This window comes from Spirulina sp. LEGE 11439 (assembly GCF_059821285.1).
In genome coordinates this window covers 275670-294509 of record NZ_JCAMRX010000001.1, presented here as the reverse complement: position 1 = coordinate 294509, position 18840 = coordinate 275670, and the positions used below count along the sequence as shown (strand labels likewise).

At 43.9% G+C, this 18840-nt stretch carries 14 protein-coding genes; 7 read left to right on the top strand and 7 right to left on the bottom strand.

Translation table 11 applies throughout. The features are described from left to right. Positions 1–208: 208 nt before the first annotated feature. Both bchH and AC6RV6_RS01115 read right to left on the bottom strand, forming a co-directional pair. Entirely contained in the window at positions 209–4000 is a 3792-nt protein-coding gene (gene bchH, locus AC6RV6_RS01120) for a magnesium chelatase subunit H (RefSeq protein ID WP_500238351.1), read from the bottom strand. Positions 4001–4098: 98 nt separating this feature from the next. Continuing rightward, entirely contained in the window at positions 4099–4491 is a 393-nt protein-coding gene (locus AC6RV6_RS01115) for a hypothetical protein (RefSeq protein WP_500238230.1), read from the bottom strand. A gap of 138 nt (positions 4492–4629) precedes the next feature. On the opposite strand from AC6RV6_RS01115, the gene hemW reads away from it, so the two are divergent. Genes hemW through AC6RV6_RS01100 form a run of 3 tightly spaced genes read left to right on the top strand, consistent with a single transcriptional unit; the run spans position 4630 to position 6819 of the window. Continuing rightward, positions 4630–5862, top strand: a complete 1233-nt coding sequence (gene hemW / locus AC6RV6_RS01110) for a radical SAM family heme chaperone HemW (RefSeq protein ID WP_500238228.1) — start codon at positions 4630–4632, stop codon at positions 5860–5862. A gap of 39 nt (positions 5863–5901) precedes the next feature. Further along, positions 5902–6591, top strand: coding sequence for a DNA-binding response regulator (locus AC6RV6_RS01105; RefSeq protein WP_500238227.1), 690 nt, complete (start codon positions 5902–5904; stop codon positions 6589–6591). 45 nt (positions 6592–6636) lie between these two features. After that, positions 6637–6819 (top strand): hypothetical protein, encoded by a 183-nt coding sequence (locus AC6RV6_RS01100; RefSeq protein WP_500238360.1) that lies wholly within the window; start codon positions 6637–6639, stop codon positions 6817–6819. A gap of 56 nt (positions 6820–6875) precedes the next feature. Here AC6RV6_RS01100 and AC6RV6_RS01095 read toward each other — a convergent pair whose 3' ends face one another. Continuing rightward, complete coding sequence (locus tag AC6RV6_RS01095; protein WP_500238226.1) at positions 6876–7112, bottom strand: hypothetical protein; 237 nt, start codon at positions 7110–7112, stop codon at positions 6876–6878. Between the two features lie 178 nt (positions 7113–7290). On the opposite strand from AC6RV6_RS01095, the gene AC6RV6_RS01090 reads away from it, so the two are divergent. From AC6RV6_RS01090 to AC6RV6_RS01080, 3 genes are all read left to right on the top strand, one after another. Continuing rightward, positions 7291–8730, top strand: coding sequence for a glycoside hydrolase family 13 protein (locus tag AC6RV6_RS01090; RefSeq protein ID WP_500238225.1), 1440 nt, complete (start codon positions 7291–7293; stop codon positions 8728–8730). 157 nt (positions 8731–8887) lie between these two features. Beyond that, complete coding sequence (locus AC6RV6_RS01085) at positions 8888–9868, top strand: ABC transporter substrate-binding protein (RefSeq protein ID WP_500238223.1); 981 nt, start codon at positions 8888–8890, stop codon at positions 9866–9868. Between the two features lie 127 nt (positions 9869–9995). Beyond that, positions 9996–11591: a sensor histidine kinase gene (locus tag AC6RV6_RS01080; RefSeq protein ID WP_500238222.1), complete on the top strand. Its 1596-nt coding sequence runs from the start codon at positions 9996–9998 to the stop codon at positions 11589–11591. Positions 11592–11714: 123 nt separating this feature from the next. Here the strand turns inward: AC6RV6_RS01080 and AC6RV6_RS01075 are convergent, their stop codons facing one another. Both AC6RV6_RS01075 and AC6RV6_RS01070 read right to left on the bottom strand, forming a co-directional pair. After that, entirely contained in the window at positions 11715–12794 is a 1080-nt protein-coding gene (locus AC6RV6_RS01075) for a RuBisCO accumulation factor 1 (RefSeq protein WP_500238349.1), read from the bottom strand. 17 nt (positions 12795–12811) lie between these two features. After that, on the bottom strand, positions 12812–15604 hold the full coding sequence (locus tag AC6RV6_RS01070) for a response regulator (protein WP_500238220.1): 2793 nt from the start codon (positions 15602–15604) through the stop codon (positions 12812–12814). 403 nt (positions 15605–16007) lie between these two features. Here AC6RV6_RS01070 and AC6RV6_RS01065 point away from each other — a divergent pair, with 403 nt between their 5' ends. Continuing rightward, on the top strand, positions 16008–16808 hold the full coding sequence (locus tag AC6RV6_RS01065; protein WP_500238219.1) for a DUF928 domain-containing protein: 801 nt from the start codon (positions 16008–16010) through the stop codon (positions 16806–16808). Between the two features lie 77 nt (positions 16809–16885). Here the strand turns inward: AC6RV6_RS01065 and AC6RV6_RS01060 are convergent, their stop codons facing one another. Together AC6RV6_RS01060 and AC6RV6_RS01055 are read right to left on the bottom strand one after the other, a co-directional pair. Next, entirely contained in the window at positions 16886–17335 is a 450-nt protein-coding gene (locus AC6RV6_RS01060) for an ATP-binding protein (RefSeq protein WP_500238217.1), read from the bottom strand. After that, a complete protein-coding gene (locus AC6RV6_RS01055) occupies positions 17332–18807 on the bottom strand; it encodes a PP2C family protein-serine/threonine phosphatase (protein ID WP_500238215.1) in 1476 nt (491 codons plus the stop codon). The genes AC6RV6_RS01060 and AC6RV6_RS01055 overlap by 4 nt, the downstream gene beginning before the upstream one ends. Between the last annotated feature and the right edge of the window lie 33 nt (positions 18808–18840).

Genomic DNA, 18840 nt, shown 5'->3' with positions numbered 1-18840 from the left:
GAGGGACAACCCTTTTTGCTCGATTGACTCCTTTGATAGTTTACCTCATGACGGAAACGCGATCGTAAGGGAATGATATTCTTTTCTTGTTTTGTGATAGTTGACTCATCGCGATTTATTCTGAACTATTTTTGTCTCTAAAATAGCTTGTAGGCATTCTCCAAATGATTGATGCGATCGCTATTTTAACAAATATCACTTTTCCCATTCAACCTTTAACCCCTTCGATATCTTCATCAATACGATCGTATAAATCTCGTAACTTTTGTAATGTCTCTTCGTTTGGCTGCCAAAAACCTCGACCATTTGCCTCTAACATACGTCCGACAACATTGCGAAAGGCTTCCGGGTTCGCTTCTTGCAGCCGTTTGGCCATCTCTGCATCTAACGCATAGGTATCTGCTGCTTGGTCGTACACCCATTCATCGGTAAAATCGGTAGTTCCGCCCCAACCCAATAACGCCGTCATGCGTTGAGAAATCTCGTAAGCACCGCCGCTTCCCTGATCTACCATCGCTTCTGCCCATTTCGGGTTTAATAGCTTGGTGCGGTATTCTAAACGTAACAGGTCTTCTAATTTGCGCGGGGTGGTATCTTTAGAGAAACTTTCGATAAAACTCGCGTTTACCTTCTTCCCACTGCGTTTCTCTGCGGCTTTTTTCAAAGCCCCCGTGTTGGCGTAATATTCCTGAATATCCGTTAAACCGTATTCTACTGAGTCGATTTCTTGGACGATGCGATCGCATTTTCCCAACAATTGCTGCAAAACTTCCGGCCTTGCTTGTCCCTTATCTTTGCGTCCGTAACTGAAAGCATTGCGTCCTTCCCATGTCTGCGCTAACTCGTCCCCCGAGTCCCAATTTCCATCCACAACGCGATCGTTTACTAAAGAGCCAAAATCTCCCGCAGGATTGGAAAATAAACGGGCAGAAGCATTTTCTACTCCTTGTTTTTGCAGTTCTAAAGCGTGTTTGCGAATGTAATTTTGTTCCTCAGATTCCTCTGCATTTGCTGCCCGTTGAAACAGGTCGTCTAACAATTCGATAATATTAACAAAACTATCGCGAAAAATGCCGGAAAGATTGCCCAAGATATCAATGCGAGGATGTCCGATTTCTGCGAGGGGTTTTAACTCATAGCGCACGATCCTTCCCGTCCCTTCCTTAACGGGTTCAGCCCCGACTAATTCCAGTAAAATTCCTAAAGATTCTCCCTTGGTTTTAATCACATCTAATCCCCATAACATCACGGCGACAGTTTCAGGATAAGTTCCCTTTTCTGCTAAATTTTGCTCGATAATTTTGCGAGCGATTTCTCGTCCTCGGGCATCGGCAGCAGGAGAGGGCATTCGATAGGGATCTAAAGCGTGAATATTCCGTCCAGTAGGCAGTACACCAACACCATCTCGTAATAAATCTCCTCCCGGTGCGGCTGGAATATATTCCCCATTTAACCCACGTAATAAGTTGTTTAATTCATCTTCTGTTTGCATGAGTAAATGGCGAATTTGTAAGGCTTCTTCTAGTTTTTGAGGGAATGCCTCTGGGAAGTTCATTTCTTGTTTGAGATGCCAATATTCGGCGGCTTTGAGAATGCGATCGCACTCCTCCCCCTTATAAATCGCTTGCATTGTCTCATCGGGAAAATAATCTTCGCCAAAATATGCCTCTAAATACGATCGCAGCGTTTCCAAAGAAGGATTTTCTCCCAAGGTATGCAAACCAGAAGAGAAGAGACGCTGTTCGACAATTTGTAAATACTCATACACCTTGACAAAATACACGTTCAATGCTTTTGTGCTGAACAATTTTGCATTTTCCATTGTAAAGGCAATGCCTAGTTTTTCTCCTTCTTCAAAAGGACAGTCGGCATCAATTCCCGAATCAATAATTTTTTGACAAATTGCCTCTTTAAGAAGCTGATTTTTATCAGGATCTTCTCGATATTCAGTAATTAATTCTCGTAATGTCATTAACTCTTTATACAATCCTGCTCGACCGTAAGGCGGTACATTATGAGAAATGAGAACGCCATATCCTCGACGCTTTGCTAATATCGACTCAGAGGGATTATTACAAGCATAAATATATAAATTTGGCAAGTTTCCCAACAAAATATCCGACCAAGAATAACCTGTATTTCCTAATGGCGATCCGGGCAACCATTCTACCGTCCCGTGCATCCCAAAGTGAATCACAGCAGAGGCTTGAAATTCATTTTGCAACCATTTATAAAAGGCAGCATATTGAGGATGAGGGGTTAAATCTTTTTCAAACATTAAACGCATAGGATCGCCAGAAATACCTAAAGGAGGTTGTACGCTGAGCCAAATATTCCCCAATTGTATGCCCCCCATGAGAAAGTCATCCCCAAAGGTTTTAATTCCTGTATCTTTGAGATTATTCCATTGTTTCTCAATTCGAGTAGTGAAGAGATAGCCCAACCATTGTTCTAGGGTTTTGATGTCGACTTTATGAGGAGTTTGCGTATTTTCATCTTCTTCTTTTATACGAGCGATTATTTCTTCTCCTTCTTCTGGCAACTCTCCCACATTATAACCTTGTTCTTGTAAAGATTGGAGTAGATTTAAAAGACTTTTAGGAACATTTAATAGAGCCGCCGTTCCCGTTGCACCATATCCCGGTGGAAAGTTGTAAAGTAGAATAGCAATTTTTCGGTTTTCTGGTGGAGTTTGTTTTAATTTAATCCAATTTTTTAATCTGCCAATTAAACGATTAACTCGTTCGGGGATGAGATAAATATCTTCACCGACCAATCCTCCCAAAGGAACGGTATCGATCGCACCGTCTAATTCCGGTAAGGCATAGAGAACAACACTTTGCAGTCCGCCGATCCCCTGTCGCGTCCAGGAGTAAATATCTTGAATAAGCAAAGGTGCGGCAACAATATAGGGAACATTTTTAGAAGTGAGAATACGCCGTGCAACTTCAATTTGCCGTCCCGCTTCCATCGATCCGGCGGGGCCACCTACGAGAGGAAAACCAATCGTAGACACAATCGTATCAACTTCTACTGCATCTTGAGAAAGAGTGGGATTATTCGGCTTATTTCGTCGTTCATCTGCTGTCGTCATCCAGTCTCTTACAGCAACGTGACCTTCAATCCCATTAATAAAAATAGGCAGGGGAATGAGTCCAGCTTGTTCAAATTTACGAATTAATTGCGGAATATAAGACTGTTGGCTAATAACGTGCTTTCTATATAATAAAATCCCAATAACTGGTAACTGGTGACTGTCTTGATGTGTGTTTTCTTGCGCCTTGCGCTGGCGTGAGTTCGTATCGCAGGTGACGAATAACTGGTGATGGTTAAGATACCAGTCTAAATACTCTCGTGGTGAGGTAAAATAATCGTTATAATCGGGGTGCAAAAGTCCCATATTTGGCGTTTCAATCGGGGCGGGAATTTCGCCAATTTTTAAATTGAGATATTTCTCTCCTAGCGTCCAAAATAGAGCGGCAACATTTTGTAATCCTCCGGCATTCCAATAGCCGTAAATAATCAGCCAGTTTCGCAAATCTTGAACTTTTTTGGCAGGAATGAATTTGAGGAGTTTCGGACCGATTTTGAGAAAACTAATATAGCCTGCGAGTTTATCTTCTTCTCGTCCGCTTGAGAATTTACTGAGGATAAATTTAATGGGTTTCGGCATTCCTTTGGGTTTATCTGCGATCGCAAATTTCCCCAATTTTGTCAAACTCATTAACTCCAAAGCAGACTCAAAAATGAGGCGAATGGGAATCTCTTGCACCCTTTCTCGCAACCACATCACTTGTTCGTAATCAAACAGGAGACTGGCGAAGAAAACATCGGCATTTTTGAGGGATGCTGTAACATTATCTGGTTGAGCGACCAGATCGCGATCGCTAAAAGTAAAGATTTCCAATTGAGGACACTGCGATCGTGCCAAATCAGCAGCTTTTCGGTACAAGTCCGCGTTAAAGGTTTCAAGCCCGGCAATTAAAACGATGCGTTTCATCTCCCCAACCCTGCCAACTTGCTTCCTTTTCATTGTAACCCTCTTTTGTCACGCTAGGCAGAGTATAATTAGGGCTATTTTTACAAATACGAGATATTTTATAATTCCTTTAATTTAGCATTTGCCAACTCTAGAAGTTCTTCTGCTTTTTTATAGCCACTCGTTCCGGGTTGAACTTTCTGTAAATTAACCACCCAGAGAAATCCCGTGCAGACCAATAAACCGATCGCACCAGATTTAATGAAACCGGAAATATTAGCAGAACGATTGGCGCGATCGGTAGTTTTTATGACTTTTTCGCTAAAGTTGGGAAACATATCTTGAACTGTTGCCCACAACTCTTCTTGGCTCACCAGAGAACCCGATTGTAATCTGAGTTTTTCCAACCGTTTGAGAACAATGCGATACTGGGTGTCACCCTGCGATCGCGTTGCACAGTGTTTGGCTTCTTCAGCGAGAATTTTAAAAGCGCGATTGTTGAGACGAGTCATTTCAGTGAACAGTTATCAGTGAACAGTTATCAGTGAACAGTTATCAGGATCTCCAGTTTAAAGCCTGAGGTATTATCAGACTATCCCTTTTAAAGGGGAAACAGGAAAACTCTTTTTGGGGTAAAAACTAGGATTTTGATGAAAGAAAATATTGGGGAAAGAGATCGCGAGATTCCGCAAGGTGCTTATATTCACATTCCTTTTTGTCGCCGTCGCTGCTATTATTGTGACTTTCCGGTTTCTGTAGTCGGCGATCGCCGTAATGGAACAAATTTTAACGCGATCGCAGAATATGTCAACATCTTGTGTCGCGAGATTGAAATAACGCCGAAAAGTAATCATAATCTCAAAACTATCTTTTTCGGAGGCGGTACACCCTCATTACTGTCTGTCCCACAACTCGCGCAAATTCTCGCCACTCTGGAGAGATATTTTGGCATTGCGATCGATGCAGAAATCTCGATGGAAGTGGATCCCGGGACATTTACCCGAGAACAAATTCAAGGCTATCGGGATTTGGGAATCACTCGTTTTAGTTTGGGAGTACAGGCATTTCAAGACGAACTCTTGCAACGATGCGGGCGATCGCACTCCGTCGAGGATATTTTTACCGCGATCGATCTCCTCCGTCAAGTTGGAGCAAGTAACCTCAGTTTAGACCTAATTTCTGGCTTACCCGAGCAAACCATCGAACAATGGCAATTTTCCCTCAATTCTGCTTGCGATCTCTCCCCAGAACACCTTTCCTGTTATGATTTAGTTCTCGAACCCGTCACCGCCTTTGGCAAACAATTTCAACCCGGTAAAAGTCCGCTTCCCAGCGATGAAAATGCCGCCAAAATGTATCGCATGGCACAGAAAACTTTAACACAAAACGGGTGGAATCATTACGAAATTTCTAATTATGGGCGATCGGTGTATCAGTGTCGCCACAACCGGATTTATTGGCAAAATCGCCCTTATTATGGCCTTGGCATGGGTGCCGCCAGCTATACGCAAAGTCAACGTTTTACTCGTCCGCGCACCCGCCGAGATTATTATACTTGGGTGCAAAATGGCGCTAAAATTGATAGTCCGAAAACATCGCCACGCGATCGCCTTCTCGAAACCCTCATGTTAGGATTGCGCTTGGCTGATGGCGTACAATTAGAGCAATTTACGCCAGAAGTAGCTCGCAGAATTGCGATCGCGATCGAACCCTACTATCACAAAAATTGGATTGTTTGTGCCAATGCTCAAAATCAACCTGTTTCTTTCCCCAACTATTTTGAGTCCTCCCATCGAGGAAAACTAAAATTAACCGATCCTGAAGGTTTCCTCTTTTCCAATACCATTTTAACCGCCTTATTCGAGCAATTTGATAATTATTGAGATTGATTATTCATTGTTCATTGTTCATTGTTCATTGAAATGCTTTCCTCCGAATTAGAACGAGAAATTTTTGAACTCCACGCTTGTAATTTTACACCCCGGCAAATTGCTCGGTACTTGGGGATGCGAGTTGCAGATGTTAAAAACGCGATCGCCACTCGAAGAGAAACAGAGACTTCCGACTTAAAAGGCGATCGCGAGCCTTTTCCTGTCGCCCATTGTTGGGTGAATCTTCATTGCGGAGAACGCCTTTTAGACGATTTGGGGCGAGATAAAGAAATATTGAGTGCTTTGGGATTGGTTATCGTTGCTCGCTTTCAAGATTACCATCGCTTGCTTGTTTGTACCTATCTCATCGATTATCTCTGTTTGGGCTTAAAAGATACAATGGGGGTCAGGATGGTCGATAAAAACCGCTACGGTTATTTTTTGCGAAGTTCCTTCCAGCCGTTTTCAGAAGGTTATCGAGAAATTAGTTTAGAAGAAGCCCAAGCGATCGTTCTCGGTTCCGTCTATTATGCTGCCCGTTTGGGATTTGAACCACATCCAAATTTTGAGACAACGCGGAACCATTTAGGAAACTGGGATACGATCGTCCCGCTTCAGTTTGGCTGCCAAGGTAAACCCCTCTATATTAATGGACCCTACGATAACACCAGACAAATTATCAAAAGTTTAGAGGCAAATGTCGGTCGGGGAAACTTTGATTATATTTTGGGAATCGGGTAAGATAGGAAACTGATTGTATTGATTTAATTTCAAGGAGCGATCGCAATGACTGAAGTAATGGACAAACAAACCCTCAAAGAACGTATTGAAACTGTTAAAGGCAAGCGTGAATTTTTGCTCAATTTACTCGAACAACCAGACTTAGGGACCTTGCGCCTCGATGTCAATCAAGCCTTAGAAGAACTAGATGAATTAATTGAAGAATCTACAGAAATTTTTCCTGCTTGAGTATAAATATGTAAACAATAGTTCATTGCTTCTCTAATTGTCACAAACTCAGTATGTTACCAATTATCAGGCTTCTTAATTATTCCACCTCTTTTATTGGAAAAAGAATGAGGATATTGAGCTTTTGATAATAAATTCAAAGGTAAATTTTTGTGGCGATCGACAATCTTTCGCCACTTAACTGCCGCACCTCTTTTCTCGTCTCGTGCGGGAATATAAACAACAATTTCCATTGTAGGAAATCTATTTTTCACAAATTGTAGTGCAGAAACGAGATCGGAATCTCCAGACACTCAAATAATGCGATCGCATTTTTCTGGATAAGCATCATCGAGTATGTGCAAAGTAATATTGACATCAGTTCTTTTTTCTTCTCGGCCTGAGTATTCTTTTGAACCACGGAATCTACAATCAGCTACTCCGCATTCAGATCCACTTGACAACTCACAGCAAACATAAATTATTTAAACGATGATAATTAAAACACCAGATTGGGTCAAAAATGCAGTTTTCTATCAAATTTTTCCCGATCGCTTTGCCAAAGGGAAAAATAGCGCCTCTCAACAAAAATTTAATCCTAGACTCGAGCCTTGGGATACAAAACCTACATTACAAGGCTATAAAGGAGGAGATCTATGGGGAGTTATCGAACGCCTCGACTATTTGCAAGATTTAGGCATTAACGCCCTCTATTTTACCCCCATTTTTCAATCCGCCAGCAATCATCGCTATCATCCCCACGACTACTATAAAATCGACCCCATGTTAGGTGGAAATGAAGCCTTTGCTGCCTTAAGAAAAGCGACTCGCGATCGCAATATAAAAATCGTCCTTGATGGCGTTTTCAATCATGCCAGTCGCGGCTTTTTCTTCTTTAGCGATATCCTCGAACACGGTCCCCATTCCCCGTGGTTGGATTGGTTTAAAATTGAAGACTGGCCGCTTTCTGCCTACGATGGCAGTATGCCAGCAAATTACAAAAGCTGGGTCGATAATCGCGCCTTACCTCAATTCAATCACGACAATCCCGACGTGCGAGAATATATCATGCAAATTGGGGAATATTGGCTAGAGCAAGGTATTGATGGCTGGCGTTTGGATGTACCGAATGAAGTAGAAACTCCCGGATTTTGGCAAGAATTTCGCGATCGCGTCAAAGCCATTAATCCCGAGGCTTATATCGTCGGTGAAATTTGGGTAGATGCCAAGCAATGGCTGGATGGGACGCAATTTGATGCCGTCATGAATTACTTATTTGCCGTCCCCACGATTGCGTTTACGGCTGGCGATCGCGTTAATGAGGAACTATTAAACAATCCCGAATATTATCCCGCCCCCGCGATCGATGCTGCCGAATATGCTCATAAAATCAAAGAATTATTTACCCTTTACGATTGGGAAATTCATCTCGCCCAACTCAATCTCCTCGACAGCCACGATACAGCACGATTATTGAGTATTGCTGGACAAGATATTGACAGCTTAAAACTAGCAACATTACTTTTATTTACCTTTCCAGGCGCACCTTGTATTTTTTATGGCGATGAAATTGGTTTATCGGGAGGTATCGATCCCGATAATCGCTGGGGTTTTCCCGATGAAAAAGATTGGCAGCAAGACTTATTAAAACTGCACAAAACTTTAATTGCTTTACGTCATCAATATCCGGCTTTGCGGACAGGAACTTATGAAATGATTTTTGCCGAAAAAATGGTTTATGGCTTTAAACGAACCTTGGAGAATTCCGAAATCTTGATTTTTGTGAATGCTGACATAGAACCCACTTTAGTTAACTTAAAACTTGAAAAAACAAACTATAATGTTATTTATGGTGCAGCAGCAATAAATCTAGCAGACAAGAATACTTCAGTCATTAATATTCCTTCTCGACAAGGCTGTATTTTAGCTTGAGGATGTACATTTAAAAATTCTTGAGGCATAGGTGAAAATCAAGAATGGAGAAGAGTACGAAAAAATACTGAGATAAAGTAATTGGTTCGACAAATACAACTTTGAGCAGGTATAAAAAAGAGTAAGAGTATCATAAAAAAACAACCGCAATAAACTCATGAAGTATTCTTGCATTCCTCGCAGACTGGTATTGTTCGCGATCGCTCTCCTAACTTGTTTCTTTGTGGCTTGTAATTCTGCGCCCAAACAACCTTTAAAAGTCGGTATGGGTGTTTGGACGGGATACGAGCCTCTTTATTTAGCTCGCGATTTAGGCTATTTTAATGACGCTCCGATTCAGATTATTGAATATTCTGGTGTTGCCGAGATGCGACGAGCATTTGATAATGGTGGCATACAAGTCCTCGCTTCAACGTTGGATACTACTCTACTGCGTGCAGAACGAAATAGCGATATTCGAACATGGCTGCTATTAGATACTTCTAATGGTGGGGATGCGCTAGTGGGACAACCTGATATTAAAAATATTCAAGATTTGGAAGGTCGTACTGTTGGCTTAACCCCCGAGGCTCTCTCTCTACTTGTTTTTACGCGCGCATTGCAAAGTGTAAATTTACCCCTTGATGCCGTTAAACAAGTTTCGCTGGATGGTATCGAACAAGAAACAGCTTTTACTAACAAAGAAATAGATGCTACCGTGACTTACGATCCAGCCCTTTCCCAGTTCCTCAAACAAGGAGGGAACTTACTTTTCGATACTCGTCAAATGCCTGGAGAAGTCATCGATCTGCTCATCAGCTATCAAGACACACAAGATAAATTCTCTCAAGAATTACAAACTTTAGCAGCCGGTTGGTTTAAAGCTTTACAATATATTCAAGAAAACCCCGATGATGCGATACAACGGATGGCAGAGCGTCAAGGTATTAGCAAAGAAGAATTTTCTCAATCTTTGCAAGGGTTGAGCTTTTTCGATTTAGAGAAAAATAAAGCCTTACTCTCTGGTAAAAATCCGGAATTGTATGAGGGAGCTAAACGATTAAGCACTTTCCTTATCGAGCAAAAATCACTTAAGCAAGAAGTCGATTTGGAAAAATTATTTGACAATCGCTTTATTGAGGCAATTGACCCATCTTAAGATCTCAATAAATTTTTCGTATCATGAAAGAATATCTAGCTTTCTGTTGTTTATGAATCGCTTCCCTTTTCCTCTGCGGTTTTCGATTCCTGTCATTCTGTTCCTTTTTGCTCTGGTATTTAGTACCGTGTTTTTTCAGAGGGAAACCTTCCTCGCTCGGAAACGAGTGGAAGCCGATATGACACGACGCGCTATTTTTGCAGGCAATCAAACCGTGGGTTTATTGGAATATCTTCATCACAATCAAAATGAGCGAGGGGTAGATTTACTCATCGATCAATTGGGAGGTGCACCCAATATTAATATTGCTTTAATTCTCGACGAAAAAGATCGCGTTTTATGGTCAACTCAGAGGAAATTAAACGATCTCCCTCTCGAAAAAACCCCGATTTCTTCTTTTCAAGAAAACTTGAACGCGGTTCGCCAGCAAGTCGGAGCGCAAGCCCAATCTTTGGAAGCTCTAGACACGCTGTGGGTGTTTCATCCTATTGGGTTAGAGTTTAAAGTGGGTAGAAGTTTTCCCGATCGCGTCGGGATTTTAGCGATTGAATACGATTTAAGCATCGCCCGAGGAACAGCTTATCAAGATGCTGCAATGCGATCGCTGGCTTATGGCGCTGCGATCGCTATTTTGGGAACATTACTCTGGTTTTTCTTCGATAGAACCGTAACCAGGCGAGCCTCGCATTTGGTGGAAACCAGTAAATTATTAGCCCGAGACAATTTGGCAGTTCGAGCCAATTTACAAGGCTCAGACGAATTGTCTCGTATTGCAGTTGCTTTTAACCTAATGGCTGAGGAAATCCAGAAAAATCACGATGCCTTAGAACAAACCCTCAGAGAACTCAAACAAACGCAATCGCAATTGATCCAAGCCGAAAAAATGTCAGGTTTAGGACAAATGGTAGCCGGAGTTGCTCACGAAATTAATAATCCCATCAATTTTATTTATGGTAATATTCCTCATGTCGATCGATACACGCAAGATTTGTTAGAACTTGTTCATGAATATCAAAAATTTTGTTCCAATCCTATTCCAGAAATTGAAGATAAATTAGAAGAAATAGACTTTGAATTTCTTCTTGCTGATTTGCCTAAACTTCTCAGTTCAATCCGAAAGGGGGCCAGTCGCGTTAAAGAAATTGTTGTCGGATTGCGAACATTTTCTCGTTTAGATGAATCTCAAAATAAAATCGTCGATATTCATCAAAATCTTGATAGCACAATTTTGATTTTGCAACATCGCTTGCAAGCGAATAAAAATATTCCAGAAATTAAAATCGTTAAATCCTATCATGATTTGCCCCAGATTGAATGTTATGCCGGACAATTAAATCAAGTTTTTTTTAATATTTTAAGTAATAGTATTGATGCTCTCATTGAAATCGCACGAGATAATCAAGAATTTCAACATCCAATCATTTCAATTCACACAAAACCACTGAACAATAATCAGATTGAGATTGCAATTACGGACAATGGGCAAGGTATCGATCCAAAAATCAAAAAGAATATTTTCGATCCTTTTTTTACAACAAAACCTATCGGTAGTGGAACCGGTTTAGGACTTTCGATCGCTTATCAAATTATTGTCGATAAGCACAAAGGAACTTTGACTTGTCATTCAGAACCGGGAGCAGGAACAAAATTTATTATGGCAATTCCCAAAAGACTTTCCTCACTACAACAAGAAGCTGAAGTGACTCATAACAACTCAAATTAAAAATGTTCAAACTTTGACGATCGCGAATGCCTCTCGCTTTGACACAATACGAAGAGTGAAGGATGCAATTCTTATTTTCTCCTATTATCGTACATGTTTGAGAGGCATTCCCTCTAAAGTTCCTCAATCATCCATTTGCCACGGCTCGATAATATTATTTTCATCTAGGATTCTTTTGGGGCGTAAAATCACCGCAATTTGCCCTAAAATTTCGCGATCGGGGGCTTCAGGAAACCACTGAATTTCCAATTCGTCATGGTTATTCACGAGAAAGTAGGAATTTGAGTTCCATTGACGCGATCCGCGATCGACGACGATCGCAACAGCTTCAGACTTGCCCGAGGGAGAATTGGGCAATTCATCGCTTTTACCTAAAATAGCAACGGGATCTTTGGCTTTTAAAATTGCCTGCCATCCCGGTACGGGAATAAAAGCGATCGGACTCACAGATCTCACCATGCGAAAGGGTTCGATTTCCTCAATGGGGGCAACGGCTTCTAAATCTGCTAATTTGAGCGGGAGTGTACCGGCAATCGGGATAATGCGAGATAAATGTTCCTCCAGTTCCAACCGATAAATCGGCAATAAAGGAGCGCGTTTTGTCGGCACGATCGTGAAATCGCTCAAAAGTCTTTCAATTTGTTCTCGTGCCGTCCCAGAATGAGCAAACTTTAATCCCCGGGCAATGAGACGCGATCGCTCTTGCAAATCTTTTTTTCCCCTTGCTGTTTTCCAACATTGATAGGCGACAGCATCTCCCGCCGCTAGGGTAAAGCCTTCTGGCGGTGTAGAATAGCGAGAGAAATTTTTCATCGCCCTTGCCACTTCATGGGCATCATCCACATCGAGACGCTTTTCCATCGCTAACTCTGCGGCGGCAAAGCGCTGTTTTTGGTTGAGAATGCGAAATTCATAGAGAACATCGCTGCGAGGACCGTGAAAGTAATTTTGCACGGCTTCGGAAGCCCCTTCGCTGCGAATGCTCTCGAAAACTTGCGCCGCAACAATCGTTAAATTTTGGTATTTCCCCTCAATCCCTGTTTTCTCAAAAATGGTGGCGGGAGAATAACCGGCTTTTTGTAACTGCTGACAAATTTTCCCCCAATTTACCCAAGTCCCTTCTTTGCGCCGCAGCCGTAAAAATAAAGCTGTCGCTTCATCTTCAGTGAGTTGATTCGAGATAGGCAGTCGATCGTCATTCATTGATAATTGCTCATTACTCATTGTTCATTGACCAAGGACACCCCTTGCGCGTCGAGTTGCTCTCGCGCGAGATCGAAAATAATATCAACGCGGAAGTTATTGACCAAGTTCGTCAAATTTGCTTTTAACGTTCCTTGGTTTGCGGGGATTTGTTCGATTAACTCCAACAAAAGTTCATTATCCACAGAAAGGGCCGCATCGTATAAACTTTCTAGCCATTCTAAGGACATGGCTTGCAAATCTTTTGATTCCAATGCCTGCATTTCTGATTCACCATCGGTTTCTACCGTCGTCTCGTCTTCTTCGTATTGGTAGCAAACCCCTAAATGTTCGGATAATTTTTCTAACAACTTGTCTTTGCGAAATGGCTTAGTGACAAAATCATTGCCTCCTGCATCGAGTAGTTTTTGCCGATCTTCAATCAAAGCACTGGCAGTGAGGGCAATAATGGGAATTGAGATAGAATCTTGATTGATTTCCTCTCTTTCTTTGCGGCGAATTTGTTCGATCGCTTCATAACCGCTCATCACGGGCATCTGAATATCCATTAAAATTAAATCCGGCTGGCAGTTTTCCCACTGGGCGATCGCTTCTTGGCCATTGGCCGCCTCGCAAACCTCAAAACCCAAAGGTTCGAGAATACCCGTTAAAAGCTGGCGATTTACCACCACATCTTCCACTACCAAAATCCGATACACGGGTCGATCGTCCGGTAAAACCAAACCGACAATGTGACGGCGATCGTCAATAGCGGCGCTCTCTGTTGCTGTCCCGACTCGCACTTTAATATCGAATGTAAACGTAGACCCTCGCCCTAATTCCGTATCAATCGCAATATCGCCCCCCATCAAACGCACAAACTCCCGACTGATAGAAAGCCCCAAACCCGTTCCTTCCATAGACTGGCGACCGATTCGAGTTTGCATGAAGGGTTCAAACAGGGTTACCAATTCGGCTTCATCAATGCCAGGTCCCGTATCTTCTACCGAAAATACGAGGATATGTTCGCTCTTGTCCTCTGTATTACCTGCGGTTGCTCCATTATGGCTCAGAGATGCCCGCACGATCGCCCCTCCGGATTCGGTAAACTTAATCGCATTGCCCACCAAATTCGTCAGAACCTGTCGCAATTTTCCCTCATCGATTTCCACATACTCCGGGAGATCCGGGGAACGTTCAAAGGAAAGCGTTAATTTTTTCCCTCTCGCCTTTAATTGCAGCATCTCGTTAAGAGAATCCAGCAGGCGATGTAAATTGCAGGCTCCCTCATTAAGGGTAATGCGCCCCGCTTCAATCTTGGAAACCGAGAGAATATCGTTAATCAGCGTTAGCAAATGTTCGCCGCTACGGTTGATAATAGCAAGGCTTTCGCGCTGTTCTGCCGTGAGAGCATCATTGCCGGCGAGTAATTGCGAGAATCCCAAAATGGCATTGAGAGGGGTTCGCAATTCGTGACTCATACTGGCGAGGAAGGTACTTTTCGCGCGGTTGGCAGCTTCGGCAGCATCCTTGGCAGTTTTCAACGCCGTTTCTGCTTTTTTGCGATCGCTAATATCCCGCACGATCGCCAGCACCTCATTATCTCCACTCACCACAATTCTTGCTTCCACATAGCCCTCTTCGCCATCTTGAAGCAGGGGAAATTCAAAAACTTGTAAATCCCCCGTTTCTAAAGCGCGATGTAAATAATTCAAATAATTGCCCGCCAGTTCCGAGGGCAAGAACTTATCCACAGGAGAACCGATTGCATTGGATCCCATTTTCAGAATATTGGCATTATCCGGAGCGATCGCATTTAAGCACACTCCCTCTTGGTTCATCTGCAAGAGTAAATCGGGAATTGCCTTCAAGATGGCGCGGTTGGTGGCTTCACTTTTATCCAGTTCCTTCGTCGTCCGTACCACCCGAGTTTCCAAAAGTCGGTTGTAGTCCGCCCATAACTTCTCAATGCGCTTGCGTTCGGTAATATCTTGAAATGCCGCGATCGCGTAGACCAGCTCGCCAGCTTCATCATAAATGGGAGTAGCCGAAATTTCCAGAGGAATCGTTTGTTGACCCCGACGCAACTCAGCATCATCTACGGTCATGCTTTCTCCCTCTAAAGCCCGCATTAAAGGATGGCGCTCCTCGGGATAACTTTCTTGAGTTTGGGTGGCATAAATTTCCTTGAGACTTTGTAGATGACGCACCTCCATCTCCTTCTCGGTTTCCCCGTCGCCGAGGGCAGTTGCCGTCCCTAAAATCTGTTTGGCCGCATTATTGGTATAGTAGGCTTCTCCCTTGGCATCGACGACAAAAACTCCCACGGGAACCGCCTCGAGAACCTGAATCAAACGACGTTCGCTTTCGCGCAAAGCCTTTTGTCTGGATAATTCTTCTCGAGCTTCTTCTGCCCGTTGCTTTTCTTGAATTCCTTCCTTCAGTTGGCTGACATGATCTAACGTTTTGTTAATGGTAATTTCAAGGTCTTCAAAATTAATCGGCTTGGTTAAAAAATCAAAAGCTCCTCGATTCATCGCCGTTCTAATATTCGTCAGATCGCCGTAAGCCGAAATAATCACGGTTTTGAGAGTTGGGCGCTTGAGTTGGGCGACTCGTTCCAATAACGTCAGCCCATCCATTTTCGGCATATTAATATCGCTGAGGATCGCATCAATGTCCGGTTCGGCTGCCAATGTTTCGAGGGCTTCTATGCCATTATTGGCAAACGCAAACTCGAGTTCCCCTTGGCGAATGCGCTTCCTGAATGCCTTGCGGATCAGAAGTTGCATGGTTGGTTCGTCATCTACCACCAAGATTTTCGCTGGCATTGATCCTTGTCTCCCTGTTTGCTGTTCGTCTTATCAAAATGGAAAGCGATGTTCTCTTTGTTGGGGTATCACCCTCTAATTATCGTGCCTTTATTGTCAATGGTATTCAATTTCATCCTAGAAGAGAATAAAGTAAAGAAAAATAGGGATTCTCGGTAATACAAAGCACAAAGAATCTCGAACGCAGGAAAGTTTCTTCGCAAGCATTTTTTCATGAGGGCAGTTAATGATTGTTATGGTATAAGTATGACGCGATCCAAAGCATTAGGGAATGAAAAATCAAGATTTGTTTTTCATCTTAAATTCTTCCGGAAAAAATTAGCAAACTTAGTAGATTTGTCTGGCAGGTTTTTTTCTCATTTCTGCTAAATTTAAGGTATATCTATCTAGATGGAGTCCATCCATGAAGACTTATCTCGCAAAAACACTGGCTGTCTTGACTGTTTTGGCAACTGCAACCGTAACCGTAGTTGGCGGAGTCAGAAGCACGATCGCCGCGCCCTTTAACCCCAACAATCTGCCCGATCACGGAGCTCCCGAATCTACGGCAGGGGGCGGTACCCGGGGTTGTCCGGCTGTCAATAACCAGACCAAATCTGCCAGTGCTGGCAAATTGACGGTATTAACGCCAGAAAACCTCAAGTTGGCAAGCAATCAAGTGGTCATGTCCTTAACGGTACAGCCCCATCCCGAGTTTTTCTGGTACGTTCCGGAAACAACGGCACAAGAAATTGAATTCGCTTTGAGCGATGAGAACGGCAATCCCATTTACCAAACTCGTTTGGCTGTCCCGGAAACCGAGGGGATTATGAGCGTCAGCTTGCCCCAAGAGGAAGGGTACGCCCTTCAAGAAGGCAGTCGTTACTATTGGGTTGTTTCTCTGATCTGCGATCGCAGTGCCGATCCGTTAGCCGCAACGGGCTACCCTTATGCCGATGGCTGGATCGAACGCCTCGCTGACAATAGCGACCGTGCCAGACAGGTTGCACAAAGTCAAGATCACCACGATTACGCCACCGCCGGAATTTGGCAAGAAGCCTTAGCTTATTTGGCTCGCCAACGTCGTGCCAACCCAGACAATAGCGCGATCGCTCGAGATTGGCAAGAATTCTTAGAATCTGTCGATCTCGGCCAATTTGCTCATGTTGAATTTGTCAGTTCGCAACCCCTCAATCGCGTTACCGCCGACTCTTTCGTTCAATAAGCGTTCTGAGGAGAAAAAAGGTGCATCGAACCATTTCTGGCTTGTCTCCCGTATCAATCGTCATTACTGGTCGGGGTTTACCTTAATTGGCTCTCCTTGGTAGCTTTTGAGGCCAGATCCATGCTCAAAATTGTGCGGTTGAACCCATTTACTCGTTCGTAAGCAAAGCGATCGACGCTTTCCATGGCCAAAAAGATCCCCAAACCGCCGATCGGCCGCAGTTCGGGGGGTTGCTCTACGGATTGCAGGGCGAGGGCTTGGATGTGTTGGGGATTGTACGTCATGCCCGTATCCTCGACGCAAATGGTCAGACATCCTTCCTCAATACAAGCGACAAGATGTAATTGTCCCTCGAGTCCCGCTTCTCCATAACCGTGAACGATAATATTCGTCGTCACTTCATCCACCGCCAGCCGTAAATTATAGGCTGCTTGGCGATCGAGTCCCGCACTGTCCGCCGCCGCTTTAACATAGCAGGCGATCGCTTCGAGGGCATCCAAGGTTCCCGTAACGGTTAATGTTTTCATTCTCTCTCCTTGCGACGCACTGCAATTGCGGTCATGTCGTCAAACTGTTCGGCACCGATCGCGTGTTCCATAACGCGATTGGCAATGTCTTGGAGTAAACCCTGTGCGGAGGATATGCCCGCTTGGAAAACCGCTTGCAATCTTTTGTAAGAAAAAAAGCGATCGTCGGCGGCCCGCGCTTCGGTAATGCCATCGGTATATCCCAACAAGACCTCACCGAAATCTAAATAGGTTTGGCGCACGCGATACGTCATCCCCGGTAGGATGCCCAAAGCCGGCCCCGTTGCTTTGAGTTCTTCACAGACATTGCCCTCGCGATCGAGAATTAAGGGGGGTTCGTGACCGCAATTAATATAGGTTAGCGTTCCCAGATCGGGGTCTAGAACACCAAAAAAGAGAGTGGCAAACATTCCCAAATCTCCATGATTGATAGCAATATAGTCATTGGTGAGGCGAATGGCTCTGAGGGCGTTAAGATGGGCGGGGCTTGCGGATTCGCCAAAATTGCCCGATAGGGGCAGGCCATCATCGTCGAACTCTGTCGGTTCTACAAATAAACTGGCTGTTAAGTCGCTGCGAAAGCTCAATCCTTCTAAACTGGTTTGTCCGGAGAAAATGCGAATTAAACTGCGGAATAAGCCCATAAATAAGGCAGCCCCGACCCCTTTATCGCAAACATCGGCAATAATTAAACCGGCCTGTTCTCCCGGTAAGGCAAAAATATCGTAAAAATCTCCAGACATTTGACGCGCGGGTTGAAAAAAGGCAGAAATTTCCCATCCCGGCCATTGCGGAATGCGCTCGGGCAGAAAGTTAATTTGAATATTGCGTCCTTTTTCGAGTTCTGCGTTTAAGGTATCAGTGTAATGCTGCAATTGGCCGTACAGTTGGGCATTTTCTAAAACCATCCCCAGTTGATCCCCCATCGCTTGCATGAGGCTGACCTCATCAAAGCCAAAATGATTGGGTTGGGAGTGCAAGAGGGTTAACAGGCCAAACAGTCCGTCTCGCCTGAGAATGGGGATGCCCAGCGCCGATCGCGCCACATAAGGCTGTTGGGGAAATTGTAGCCAACGCTCGTCCTCCCGCGTATCTGCGATCAAGCCAATTTTACGGTGTTGGCAAACCCACCCGGCCAAACCTTTATCGAGAATATTTTGATAAATGCGAAATCGTCCGTCGGGATCGGCATCCTCGCGAGTGAGAATGGCATCTTGGATTTGACCCGAGGAGTCGATGAGGAAGAGACTGCCTTTTTCTGCTCCAGTCATTTCTGCGGAAATGTCTAGGGTTTGCCGGAGGAATTGAGGGAGTAATTCGGTTTGAGAAGGGGAACGAGCGATCGCGATAAATCCTTCGAGTAATTTGCGTTGTGCCTCAAAAGCGGCTTTTTCCATAGCCATTTCGGCCACTTGCTGCCGCAGTCGTCGCAGTTCTCGGTGAAGTTCGGATTGTCTTTCGTCCTCTGTCATGCTGGCATCGCGATCGGGGGGGCGATCCTATTT